General features: G+C 70.7%; 10 protein-coding genes. All 10 read left to right on the forward strand.

Annotation, left to right across the window (positions count from 1 at the left end; all coding sequences use genetic code 11):
- Window positions 1–281 precede the first annotated feature (281 nt).
- The 10 genes from nrtL to prmC all read left to right on the forward strand — a co-directional run bounded on the left by nrtL (window position 282) and on the right by prmC (window position 12,849).
- Window positions 282–1,370 (forward strand): ArgS-related anticodon-binding protein NrtL, encoded by a 1,089-nt coding sequence (gene nrtL / locus ACFYZJ_RS36035; protein ID WP_388575681.1) that lies wholly within the window; start codon window positions 282–284, stop codon window positions 1,368–1,370.
- Between the two features lie 26 nt (window positions 1,371–1,396).
- Complete coding sequence (gene lysA / locus ACFYZJ_RS36040; protein ID WP_388575684.1) at window positions 1,397–2,788, forward strand: diaminopimelate decarboxylase; 1,392 nt, start codon at window positions 1,397–1,399, stop codon at window positions 2,786–2,788.
- Window positions 2,789–2,950: 162 nt separating this feature from the next.
- Window positions 2,951–4,240, forward strand: coding sequence for a homoserine dehydrogenase (locus ACFYZJ_RS36045; RefSeq protein WP_388575894.1), 1,290 nt, complete (start codon window positions 2,951–2,953; stop codon window positions 4,238–4,240).
- A gap of 6 nt (window positions 4,241–4,246) precedes the next feature.
- Entirely contained in the window at window positions 4,247–5,305 is a 1,059-nt protein-coding gene (gene thrC, locus ACFYZJ_RS36050) for a threonine synthase (RefSeq protein ID WP_388575686.1), read from the forward strand.
- Window positions 5,306–5,562: 257 nt separating this feature from the next.
- On the forward strand, window positions 5,563–6,480 hold the full coding sequence (gene thrB, locus ACFYZJ_RS36055) for a homoserine kinase (RefSeq protein ID WP_388575689.1): 918 nt from the start codon (window positions 5,563–5,565) through the stop codon (window positions 6,478–6,480).
- 408 nt (window positions 6,481–6,888) lie between these two features.
- The gene (gene rho / locus ACFYZJ_RS36060) at window positions 6,889–8,859 is read left to right on the forward strand and encodes a transcription termination factor Rho (protein ID WP_388575692.1); all 1,971 of its coding nucleotides are present in this window, start codon (window positions 6,889–6,891) and stop codon (window positions 8,857–8,859) included.
- Between the two features lie 302 nt (window positions 8,860–9,161).
- A complete protein-coding gene (locus tag ACFYZJ_RS36065) occupies window positions 9,162–10,301 on the forward strand; it encodes an LCP family protein (RefSeq protein ID WP_388575695.1) in 1,140 nt (379 codons plus the stop codon).
- Window positions 10,302–10,528: 227 nt separating this feature from the next.
- On the forward strand, window positions 10,529–10,750 hold the full coding sequence (gene rpmE, locus ACFYZJ_RS36070; RefSeq protein WP_103838593.1) for a 50S ribosomal protein L31: 222 nt from the start codon (window positions 10,529–10,531) through the stop codon (window positions 10,748–10,750).
- A 134-nt stretch (window positions 10,751–10,884) separates the two neighbouring features.
- Complete coding sequence (gene prfA, locus ACFYZJ_RS36075; protein ID WP_388575697.1) at window positions 10,885–11,955, forward strand: peptide chain release factor 1; 1,071 nt, start codon at window positions 10,885–10,887, stop codon at window positions 11,953–11,955.
- Window positions 11,956–12,003: 48 nt separating this feature from the next.
- Window positions 12,004–12,849: a peptide chain release factor N(5)-glutamine methyltransferase gene (gene prmC / locus ACFYZJ_RS36080; RefSeq protein ID WP_388575699.1), complete on the forward strand. Its 846-nt coding sequence runs from the start codon at window positions 12,004–12,006 to the stop codon at window positions 12,847–12,849.
- Window positions 12,850–12,887 lie beyond the last annotated feature (38 nt).

Here is a 12,887-nt window from a genome sequence, read left to right on the forward strand (position 1 = left end):
CAGTCGGCCGCCGGGCCTCAGCAGGCCGGCCCGTACGTCGAAGCCGGTGGGGAGCCCGACGGTCCGCCCGACTCCGGTCCCGCCGAGGTCGCCGATCGTGTGGAGCCCGCCGGGCACGCACCCCACGCCGGGCAGCCGGGCGGCTGAGGAAGCGCCCGGGCGTTCCTGGACGGCAAAGCGACGCGTGAGTGTGGTCCCGCAGCAACTGTCCCGTCCACATCCCGGAACCCACCGCAAACCGACTCGCCTACCCACCCCCCTCCTCCCCTACCCTTGTCCCCGTGACCCCCGTCGAGCTGTCCCGCACCGTGCTGCACGCGGTGCGTCGTGCCGTTGACGTGGGGGAACTGACGGTGCCCGTGCCCGAACGGGTGGTGGTCACCCCGCCCGGGCCCGGTGGCCGTGGCGACTACGCGACCAACATCGCCCTTCAGCTGGCCCGGCCCGCCGGGCGTCCGGCCCTCCAGGTCGCCGAGATCCTTCGCCCCCACCTCCGTGACACCGTCGGTGTCGCCGATGTCGAGATCACCGGGCCCGGGTTCCTCAACATCCACCTCGATCAGGGCACCGCCACTGCCGCCGTCGTCCGTCAGATCCTCGGTGACACCGGTGTCACTAGAGTCGGTGGTGACACCAGTGACTGTGGGGACTCTCGTGACCAAGGTGACGCGGGTGACTCGGGCGACTGCGGCGACTCCGGCAACATCGGCAGCACCTACGGCCACAGCACCGCCCTCCACGGCACCGTCATCCCCCTCCGCATCCCGTACGACATCCGCGCCGAAGTCGTGGCCGACACCCTCGTCCGGATCATCGCCACCCAGGGCGGCCGCGCCGAATTCGATCATGCGCGGCCCGGTGAACCCGTCGATCTCCGGCCCGTCCCCGCGCCCGAGGACCCCACCCCTCTCGGCCCCGACGCCGCCCGGTGGGCCCTCCTCCACCCCGCCGCCCACGACCGGCCACGGATCACCGCAGACCATCTTCTCCAGCGCGAGAGCAACCCCCTCTTCCGCGTCCGTTACGCCCACTCCCGCGCCCGCGCCCTGGCCCGCAACGCCGCTCGACTGGGATTCGAGGCCGCCCCCGGCGACGTACCGGACGCCTCCGCCGCCACCCTCACCCGCGCCCTCGCCGAGTACCCCACCGCTCTCGCCCAGGCGGCCACCCACCGTGCGCCCGACCGGCTCGCGCGGCACCTCGTCGTCGTCGCCGACGGGCTGCTCGCCTTTCAGCACACCGTTCTTCCGCTCGGCGAGGAGAAACCCTCGGCCGCCCACCGTGCCCGGCTCGCCCTTGCCGAAGCCGCCGGGACGGTGCTGGCCGGCGGCCTGTCCCTGCTCGGCATCAGCGCACCCGACTACCTCTGAGATCTCCGAGAAAGCCCAGACCAGCCATGAGCCGTTCCGCACACCCCGCCGGGCCCCGCCACGCCGACGTCCTGCCCGAGGGGCACTACTCCGCCCCGCCCGCCGACCTCAACGCCCTCGACCCCAAGGTGTGGGCGCAGACCGTCGGCCGCGACACCGACGGCGTCCTCACCGTCGGCGGCATCGAGGTCAAGACGCTCGCCGAGCGGTTCGGCACACCCGCCTACTTCATCGACGAGGCCGACTTCCGGGCTCGCGCCCGCGCCTGGCGTACCGCCTTCGGGGCGGACGCCGACGTCTTCTATGCCGGCAAGGCGTTCCTGTCCCGGGCCGTCGTGCGCTGGCTGTATGAAGAGGGGCTCAACCTCGACGTCTGTTCCGGTGGTGAGCTCGCCACCGCTCTCGCCGGCGGTATGCCCGCCGACCGCATCGCCTTCCACGGCAACAACAAGTCCGTCGATGAGATCACCCGGGCCGTCGAGGCCGGGGTCGGGCGGATCGTTCTCGACTCGTTCCAGGAGATCGTGCGGGTCGCGCACATCGCCTCCTCCCTCGGCAGGCGACAGCGGGTCCAGATCCGCGTCACCGTCGGTGTCGAGGCGCACACCCACGAGTTCATCGCCACCGCCCACGAGGACCAGAAGTTCGGCATTCCGCTCGCCGACGGGCAGGCCGCCGAGGCCGTGCGCCGGGCTCTCCAGCTCGACGGGCTCGAGCTCATCGGGATCCACTCGCACATCGGGTCGCAGATCTTCGACATGTCCGGGTTCGAGGTCGCCGCTCACCGGGTTGTCGGGCTTCTCAAGGACATCCGGGACGAGCACGGTGTCGAGCTGCCCGAGGTCGACCTCGGTGGTGGCCTCGGCATCGCCTACACCAGCGACGACGACCCCCGTGAGCCGCACGAGATCGCCAAGGCCCTGAACGAGATCGTCTCGCGTGAGTGCGAGGCCGCCCGGCTGCGTACGCCCCGGATCTCCGTCGAGCCCGGGCGCGCCATCGTCGGGCCGACCGCCTTCACCCTCTACGAGGTCGGCACCATCAAGCCGCTCCAGGGGCTGCGTACGTACGTCTCCGTCGACGGGGGCATGTCCGACAACATCCGCACCGCGCTCTACGACGCCGAGTACAGCGTCTGTCTCGCCTCGCGCACCTCGGACGCGGAGCCGATGCTGGTCCGCGTCGTCGGCAAGCACTGCGAGAGCGGGGACATCGTGGTGCGGGACGCCTTCCTGCCCGCCGACCTCGCGCCGGGTGACCTGATCGCCGTACCCGCCACGGGCGCGTACTGCCGATCCATGGCCAGCAACTACAACCACGTGCTCCGCCCGCCCGTCGTCGCCGTGGGCGACGGGGAGGCCCGGGTCATCGTCCGCCGCGAGACGGAGGACGATCTGCTGCGCCTCGACGTCGGGTGAGGCACACCCCACGGAACCCACGGACCCGGCGGAAGATCTTCCGGTCTTCCGCCGCTGACAAAATGAAATAAACGTCTCACGATCCGGACCAAGGGCAGAAACTCCCGTCCGGTGAGTGAGACTGGTCCAACCGTAGACCGCATGAGGAAACGAGGTCGGATGATGCGTACGCGTCCGCTGAAGGTGGCGCTGCTGGGCTGTGGGGTTGTCGGCTCAGAGGTGGCGCGCATCATGACGACGCACGCCGACGACCTCGCCGCCCGGATCGGCGCGCCCGTGGAGCTCGCGGGCGTGGCCGTGCGGCGGCCCTCCAAGGTCCGGGAGGGCATCGACCCGGCCCTCGTCACCACCGACGCCACCGCCCTCGTCAAACGCGGGGACATCGACGTGGTGGTGGAGGTCATCGGCGGGATCGAGCCCGCCCGGTCCCTCATCACCACCGCCCTTGAGCACGGCGCGTCGGTCGTCTCCGCCAACAAGGCCCTCCTCGCCCAGGACGGGGCCGCCCTGCACGCGGCCGCCGAGGAGCACGGCAAGGACCTGTACTACGAGGCCGCCGTCGCCGGTGCCATTCCGCTGATCCGGCCGCTGCGCGAGTCCCTGGCCGGCGACAAGGTCAACCGGGTGCTCGGCATCGTCAACGGGACCACCAACTTCATCCTCGACAAGATGGACACCACGGGCGCCGGGTATCAGGAGGCCCTCGACGAGGCCACCGCCCTGGGCTACGCGGAGGCCGACCCCACCGCCGACGTCGAGGGGTTCGACGCGGCCGCCAAGGCCGCCATCCTCGCCGGGATCGCCTTCCACACGCGCGTGCGTCTCGACGACGTCTACCGCGAGGGCATGACCGAGGTCACCGCCGCCGACTTCCGCTCGGCGAAGGAGATGGGCTGCACCATCAAGCTGCTCGCCATCTGTGAGCGGGCCGCCGACGGGGGCTCGGTCACCGCGCGCGTGCACCCCGCCATGATTCCGCTGACCCACCCGCTCGCCTCCGTGCGCGGCGCGTACAACGCCGTGTTCGTGGAGTCCGACGCCGCTGGTCAGCTGATGTTCTACGGTCCGGGTGCCGGGGGTGCGCCGACCGCCTCCGCCGTCCTCGGTGATCTCGTCGCCGTGTGCCGCAACCGGCTGAGCGGGGCCACCGGGCCCGGTGAGTCCGCCTACGCCGCTCTGCCCGTGTCGCCGATGGGTGACGTCGTGACGCGCTACCACATCAGCCTCGACGTCGCCGACAAACCGGGTGTTCTCGCCCAGGTCGCCACCGTCTTCGCCGAGCACGACGTCTCGATCGATACGGTTCGTCAGCAGGGGAAGGACGGCGAGGCGTCCCTCGTCGTCGTCACCCACCGAGCGTCCGACGCCTCGCTCAGCGGGACCGTCGAGGCGCTGCGCAAGCTCGACACCGTGCGGGGTGTCGCCAGCATCATGCGGGTTGAAGGAGAGTAACCAGCAATGACCCACCAGTGGCGCGGAATCATCGAGGAGTACCGGGACCGGCTGCCGGTGTCCGACAGCACGCCGGTCGTCACGCTCCGCGAGGGCGGCACGCCGCTCGTGCCCGCGCAGGTGCTCTCCGAGCGCACCGGGTGTGACGTCCATCTCAAGGTGGAGGGTGCCAACCCCACCGGATCCTTCAAGGACCGCGGTATGACCATGGCCATCAGCAAGGCCAAGGAAGAGGGGGCGAAGGCGGTCATCTGTGCCTCCACCGGCAACACGTCCGCCTCTGCCGCCGCCTATGCCGTGCGCGCCGGCATGGTGTCGGCCGTGCTCGTGCCGCGGGGCAAGATCGCGCTCGGCAAGATGGGCCAGGCCCTGGTGCACGGGGCGAAGATCCTCCAGGTCGACGGCAACTTCGACGACTGCCTCACCCTCGCCCGGGCGCTCAGCGACAACTACCCCGTGGCGCTGGTCAATTCGGTCAACCCGGTGCGTATCGAGGGGCAGAAGACCGCGTCCTTCGAGATCGTGGACATGCTCGGCGACGCCCCCGACATCCACGTCCTGCCGGTCGGCAACGCGGGCAACATCACGGCCTACTGGAAGGGCTACAAGGAGTACGCCGCCGACGGGCTCGCCAAGCGCACCCCGCGCATGTGGGGGTTCCAGGCGTCCGGCTCCGCCCCGATCGTGCGCGGCGAGGTCGTCAAGGACCCCTCGACCATCGCCACCGCCATCCGCATCGGCAACCCGGCGTCCTGGCAGTACGCCCTCCAGGCGCGGGACGAATCGGGCGGCACCATCGATGAGGTGACGGACCGTGAGATTCTGCGCGCCTACCGGCTGTTGGCCGCGCAGGAGGGCGTCTTCGTGGAGCCCGCGTCCGCCGCGTCCGTCGCCGGTCTGCTGAAGGCCACCGAGCAGGGCAAGGTCGACCCCGGGCAGCGGATCGTGTGCACCGTCACCGGCAACGGCCTCAAGGACCCCGACTGGGCCGTCGCGGGCGCCCCGCAGCCGGTCACCGTCCCGGTCGACGCGGCGACCGCCGCCGAGCGGCTCGGCCTCGCGTAACCAGGCCCTTTCCGGGGGATAACCCCTACGGGCACCCGACAGCGGGTGCACAGGGGGAGTACGACACGCATCGTGCGCCTCCTGTGCGCCCTATGTCGCCACAGAACCTTCCTTCGATAGGCTGTACCGAACCCGCCCGCCGCATATGCCGCAGCCGCATGTGCCGTGGTGCCACGCCGCCTTCGCGGCCTTCGGGTCCTTGGTACGTCATCGAATGTCATTCGACGATCAAGCAGCTCAAGGAGAGTCAACGAGCGATGGCCGGTCCAGCGTTCCGCGCCGCCGCCGTCCGGGTGCGCGTCCCCGCCACCAGCGCCAACCTCGGTCCGGGCTTCGACGCCCTCGGGCTCGCGCTGGGGCTCTACGACGACGTGGTGGTCCGGGTGGCCGACTCCGGGCTGCACATCGACATCGCGGGCGAGGGCAGCGAGACCCTCCCGCGGGACGAGAGCCACCTCCTCGTACGGTCCCTGCGCGCCGCCTTCGACGCCCTCGGCGGACAGCCGCGCGGCCTGGAGATCGTCTGCGCCAACCGCATCCCGCACGGCCGTGGCCTCGGCTCCTCCTCCGCCGCCATCTGCGCCGGCATCGTCGCCGCCCGCGCCGTGACCATAGGCGGCGACACCCGGCTCGACGACACCGCGCTGCTGGAGCTCGCCACCGAGATCGAGGGCCACCCCGACAACGTCGCGGCCTGCCTCCTCGGCGGCTTCACCCTCTCCTGGATGGAGCGCGGCGCCGCCCGTGCGATCCGCATGGACCCCGCCGATTCCATCGTTCCGGTGGTTTTCGTCCCCGGGAAGCCGGTCCTGACCGAGACCGCGCGCGGACTGCTCCCGCGCACCGTGCCGCACGTCGACGCCGCCACCAACGCGGGCCGCGCCGCCCTGCTCGTCGAGGCCCTCACCAGGCGCCCCGAGCTGCTGCTGCCCGCCACCGAGGACCGTCTCCACCAGGAGTACCGCGCCCCGGCCATGCCGGAGAGCGCCGCGTTGGTGGAGCGGCTGCGGGCGGACGGCATCCCCGCGGTGATCTCCGGCGCCGGCCCCACGGTCCTGGCGCTCGCCGACGGCGCGAGCGCGGACAAGGTGGCCGATCTGGCGGGCGCGGGCTGGGCCGCCAACCGGCTGGAGCTGGACAGCCAGGGAGCGAGCGTGCTGCCGCTTGCGCCCTGACACACGGTTGCCGGATTTTGAGAGGGGGAATGTTTGTTGGATCCGGTAGTGTTAACCTCAAGTCTGCACCCGAGCCCGCCATGGCGAGGTGCTTCGTGTCCCCGTCCGGGACCAACATTCTTCCGGGAGCTTCCCAAGCTGCCCTGTGTTCCGTATCACGTACCTGAGCCATACGTCGTACGCGAACACTGAGCGGATTGCAGAGCACGCTCCGGAATCGGCGTGACCGAGCCGCGTGACACAAAACCGGGTGTCACGGCTTCGGGAAGCGCCAATCACCAGAAATCTCCTCCGCCGCTTTGGCGGACCACCGCACCGGCACGGTCCACCCAAACCGGACCGAAGCCGGACAGCACAACCGGTCGCCGAGCCAGACAGGCCGACGTCCGCTCCAGGGAAGGACCCTTCGTGAGCGACACCACCGATCTGATGGGCGCACGTGTCGAGGACACCGCTGCCGCGCCCGCCACGGACGCCTCCGCGCCTGCCACCGGTGCCGGGTCCCGGCGGCGCCGCGGTACCGGCCTCGAGGGCATGGTGCTGGCCGAGCTGCAGCAGGTCGCATCCGGCCTCGGTATCAGGGGCACGGCGCGCATGCGCAAGAGCCAGCTGATCGAGGTCATCAAGGAGGCGCAGGCGGGGGGTGGCGCCCCGGCCGCCAAGGCCGACACCGCCACCGAGACCAAGCCCAAGCGCCGGGCCACCTCCAAGGCACGCACCGGCGACGACGCCGCCGCGGCCGAGCCCAAGGCCGAGAAGGCCGGCAAGGCGGCCGAGCAGGCCGTGGCCCCGCAGCAGATCGAGATCCCCGGCCAGGGAGCCGGTGACGACGCCCCGGCCGAGCGCCGCCGGCGCCGCGCCACCGCCGAGGCCGGCAGCCCCGAGACGGTCGCCGCCGAGGCGCAGAGCGAGCCGAAGGCCGAGACCCCGGCGCAGCCCCAGCAGGCCCAGCCGCAGGGCGACGCCGGCGACGGCGGCGAGGGCCGCCGCCGTGACCGCCGCGAGCGCGGCCGTGACCGCGACCGTGACCGCCGCGGCAAGGGCGACGACCAGCAGCAGGGCCAGGGCGGCCAGCAGCGTCAGCAGCAGGGCCAGCAGCAGGGTGGCGGCCGCCAGGACCGCCAGCAGGACGACGACGACTTCGAGGGCGGCCGCCGTGGCCGCCGCGGCCGCTACCGCGACCGCCGGGGCCGTCGTGGCCGCGACGACATCGCCGCCGAGCCGCAGCTCGCCGAGGACGACGTCCTGATCCCCGTCGCGGGCATCCTGGACATCCTCGACAACTACGCGTTCATCCGCACGTCCGGCTACCTGCCCGGCCCGAACGACGTGTACGTCTCCCTCGCCCAGGTCCGCAAGAACGGCCTGCGCAAGGGCGACCACATCACGGGTGCGGTCCGTCAGCCCAAGGAAGGCGAGCGGCGCGAGAAGTTCAACGCGCTGGTCCGCCTGGACTCCGTCAACGGCATGGCGCCCGAACACGGTCGCGGCCGCCCGGAGTTCAACAAGCTGACCCCGCTCTACCCGCAGGACCGCCTCCGTCTGGAGACGGACCCCGGTGTCCTCACCACCCGCATCATCGACCTGGTCTCGCCGATCGGTAAGGGCCAGCGCGGTCTGATCGTGGCCCCGCCGAAGACCGGTAAGACCATGATCATGCAGGCGATCGCCAACGCGATCACCCACAACAACCCCGAGTGCCACCTGATGGTCGTCCTCGTCGACGAGCGTCCGGAAGAGGTCACCGACATGCAGCGGTCGGTCAAGGGCGAGGTCATCTCCTCGACCTTCGACCGCCCGGCCGAGGACCACACCACGGTCGCGGAGCTGGCCATCGAGCGTGCCAAGCGCCTGGTGGAACTGGGCCACGACGTCGTCGTGCTGCTCGACTCGATCACGCGTCTGGGCCGTGCGTACAACCTCGCAGCGCCCGCCTCCGGCCGCATCCTGTCCGGTGGTGTCGACTCCACGGCCCTCTACCCGCCGAAGCGCTTCTTCGGTGCGGCCCGCAACATCGAGGACGGCGGCTCGCTGACCATCCTCGCCACCGCCCTGGTGGACACCGGGTCCCGCATGGACGAGGTGATCTTCGAGGAGTTCAAGGGCACCGGCAACATGGAGCTCAAGCTCGACCGGAAGCTCGCCGACAAGCGCATCTTCCCTGCGGTGGACGTGGACGCGTCCGGTACCCGCAAGGAGGAGATCCTGCTCGGCGCCGAGGAGCTCAACATCGTCTGGAAGCTGCGTCGGGTGCTGCACGCGCTCGACCAGCAGCAGGCGATCGAACTGCTCCTCGACAAGATGAAGCAGACCAAGTCGAACGTCGAGTTCCTGATGCAGATCCAGAAGACGACCCCGGCGCCCGGCAACGGGGACTGAGGCAGGTCGTTCACAGCACACAGGGCCGCCCCGTCGTATCCGACGGGGCGGCCCTGTGCGTCCGGCGCCCTGTGCCGGCGAGATCTATGCCACAAGTAGGCGGTTGTGGGCGGTACGGGCGCTACGCCCCTGTCTGCGGGAAACCGCAGGTGAGCGGCGTACTGCCGACTGGAAAGTGACCGTGCGTGTTTGCCGGGCCACGTCCTGGACACTCAGCGTTGTGCAACTCTTGCTCCGGTTTCTCCGTCTGACCGAACGGGGCGACCATGGAGCAATGAGAGGCCGCCAGGACTGAGGAGCACATGCCTTCCGAGAGCACGCCGGACGCCGGTATAGCCGGCGAGGCCACGACGCCGGTCCCGCACTGCGGCGGCAAGGGCCGCCGCCGCAAGCCCCGCAGCGCCGGACGCAGGGCGGTCCTGGCGACCGCCTGGAGTGCGGCGGGCATCCTGCTGCTCGGCGGCACCGGCGCCGGTTTCCTGTACTTCAAGCTCAACGGCAACATCAAGAGCGTCGACATCAACCAGGCGCTCGGCAGCGACCGGCCCGGCAAGGTCGACAACGGCTCCGAGAACATCCTGGTCCTCGGCTCGGACACCCGTTCCGGTGCCAACAAGAAGCTGGGCGGCGGCACCGACGACGGCACCGGCCGCTCGGACACGGCGATGATCGTGCACCTGTACAAGGGGCACAAGCAGGCCGGCGTGGTCTCCATACCGCGCGACACCCTCGTCGACCGCCCCGCGTGCACCGACCCCAAGGGCGTCGCCCACGCCCCGGCCCCCGGCTCCATGTTCAACGAGGCCTACTCCGTCGGCGGCGCCGCCTGCGCCGTGAAGACCGTCGAGTCGATCACCGGCATCCGCATGGACCACTACATCGAGGTCGACTTCGCCGGCTTCGAAAAACTGATCGACACCCTCGGCGGCGTACAGGTGACCACCACCAAGGACATCCACGACGGCAACAGCCACCTCGACCTGAAGGCCGGCACGCACACGCTCGACGGGCAGCAGGCGCTCGGCCTGGTCCGCACCCGGCACGGCGTGGGCGACGGCTCCGACCTCGGGCGCATCCAGCTCCAGCAGGCGTTCATCAAGGCCCTGGTCAACCAGGTGGACCACATCGGTGTCCTGACCAGCCCGAAGAAGCTGTACGACCTCGCCGACACCGCGACCAGGTCCGTCACCACCGACTCCGACCTGGCCTCCGTCAAGGACCTGGCGTTGTTCGCCGAGGGGCTGAAGGGCATCAGCTCCTCCCACCTGAACATGGTGACGATGCCGGTCCAGTACGACACGGCGAACCCGAACCGGGTGCTGCTGGACGAGGCCAAGGCCCGGCTCGTGTGGAACGCCCTGAGAAACGACCGGCCGATCCCGGCGGCGGCGACGAAGGAAACGGCAACGGGCGAGGCCAAGGGAGTGGTCACCGCCCCGTAAGGGGCGCGGGGAACTGCGCGAGCAACCCCTGACGGCCCGCACCCGCCCACGGCAATGACGCGGCACCCCCTTGAGCGAATCCACCCGCCCACCTGAGGGAATAGACGACCGGAACCCCCGGTTTTGGGGGATGGCGCCAGTCCTGGCAGACTGGTACGTCGGCTCCGGTTCACGCTCCCGCATCCCGCGGCTGCGACCCGGCGCCCTCCCGGAAACTAGGAGACACCTTGAAGCGCGACATCCACCCCGCGTACGTCGAGACGCAGGTCAGCTGCACCTGCGGCGCGTCGTTCACCACCCGTAGCACCATCGAGTCCGGCACCATCCGGGCCGAGGTCTGCTCCGAGTGCCACCCGTTCTACACGGGCAAGCAGAAGATCCTCGACACCGGTGGCCGTGTGGCCCGCTTCGAGGCCCGCTTCGGCAAGGCTGCCGCTGCCAAGAAGTAGCGAGCCCACAGCGCCGGTCTCCGGTGCCCCCTTCACCGGGGGCACCGGGGCCGGCGCTTTGCGGTGCAGCCATTGTTCGTCGTACACACGTCCCCATGCCCCGGCCGGGCAGGGGGCATTTCAGGGAGCCGGAGATGTTCGAGGCGGTCGAGGAACTGGTCGGTGAGCACGCCGACCTGGAGAAGAAGCTCGCGGATCCGTCGATCCACGCCGACCAGGCGGGCGCGCGCAAGCTGAACAAGCGCTACGCGGAGCTGGGCCCGATCGTCGCCACGTACCGCTCCTGGAAGCAGACCGGCGACGACATCGAGACCGCGCGCGAACTGGCCGCCGACGACCCCGACTTCGCCGCCGAGGTCAAGGAGCTGGAGAAGCAGCGCGAGGAGCTGACCGAGAAGCTGCGCCTGCTGCTCGTCCCGCGCGACCCCAGCGACGACAAGGACGTCATCCTCGAGATCAAGGCGGGCGCGGGCGGCGACGAGTCCGCCCTGTTCGCCGGCGACCTGCTGCGCATGTACCTGCGCTACGCCGAGCGCGTCGGCTGGAAGACCGAGATCATCGACTCCACCGAGTCCGAGCTCGGCGGCTACAAGGACGTCCAGGTCGCGGTGAAGGCCCGCGGCCAGGTCGAGCCCGGCCAGGGCGTGTGGGCCCGGCTGAAGTACGAGGGCGGGGTGCACCGCGTGCAGCGCGTGCCCGCGACCGAGTCCCAGGGCCGTATCCACACCTCCGCGGCCGGTGTCCTCGTCACCCCGGAGGCCGAGGAGGTCGACGTCGAGATCAACCCGAACGACCTCCGGATCGACGTCTACCGTTCCTCCGGGCCCGGCGGCCAGTCCGTCAACACCACCGACTCCGCGGTGCGCATCACGCACATCCCGACCGGTGTCGTCGCCTCCTGCCAGAACGAGAAGAGCCAGCTGCAGAACAAGCAGCAGGCGATGCGTATTCTGCGTTCCAGGCTGCTCGCCATGGCGCAGGAGGAGGCGGAGAAGGAGGCCGCCGACGCCCGGCGCAGCCAGGTCCGCACCGTCGACCGCTCCGAGAAGATCCGCACGTACAACTTCCCGGAGAACCGCATCTCGGACCACCGCGTCGGCTTCAAGGCGTACAACCTGGACCAGGTCCTGGACGGCGACCTCGACGCGGTCATCCAGGCCTGCGTCGACGCCGACTCGGCCGCCAAGCTCGCCGCCGCCGCGTAAGGCTCCGTACCAGCCGCACCAGGCCCGTACAAGCACCGGAGGACCAGCGTGAACCTGCTGCTCGCGGAGGTGGCCCAGGCCACCCAGCGGCTGGCCGACGCCGGCGTGCCCTCGCCGCGCAACGACGCGGAGGAGCTCGCCGCGTTCGTGCACGGCGTCAAGCGGGGCGAGCTGCACTCCGTGAAGGACTCGGACTTCGACGCCCGCTACTGGGAGGTCATCGCGCGCCGGGAGCAGCGCGAGCCGCTCCAGCACATCACCGGGCGCGCCTACTTCCGGTACCTGGAACTCCAGGTCGGACCCGGGGTGTTCGTGCCGCGCCCGGAGACCGAGTCCGTCGTCGGGTGGGCCATAGACGCCGTACGGGCCATGGACGTCGTCGAGCCGTGCATCGTGGACCTGTGCACCGGCTCCGGCGCCATCGCGCTCGCCCTCGCCCAGGAGGTGCCGCGCTCGCGCGTCCACGCGGTCGAGCTGTCCGAGGACGCCCTGCAGTGGACCCGCAAGAACGTGGCGGGCTCCAGGGTCGACCTGCGTCAGGGAGACGCGCGGGACGCCTTCCCGGACCTCAACGGCCAGGTCGACCTGGTGATCTCCAACCCGCCCTACATCCCGCTCACCGAGTGGGAGTACGTGGCCCCGGAGGCCCGGGACTACGACCCGGAGATGGCCCTGTTCTCCGGCGAGGACGGCCTGGACCTCATCCGGGGCATCGAGCGCACCGCGCACCGGCTGCTGCGCCCCGGCGGTGTCGTCGTCATCGAGCACGCCGACACCCAGGGCGGCCAGGTGCCGTGGATCTTCACCGAGGAGCGGGGCTGGGCCGACGCGGCCGACCACCCCGACCTGAACAACCGCCCGCGCTTCGCGACCGCCCGCAAGGCGCTGCCGTGAGCATCCCCCCGACTCTTTTCCCGCAGCAGTACGTGTAC

Source organism: Streptomyces sp. NPDC001848, from assembly GCF_042891915.1.
Lineage (GTDB): Bacteria > Actinomycetota > Actinomycetes > Streptomycetales > Streptomycetaceae > Streptomyces.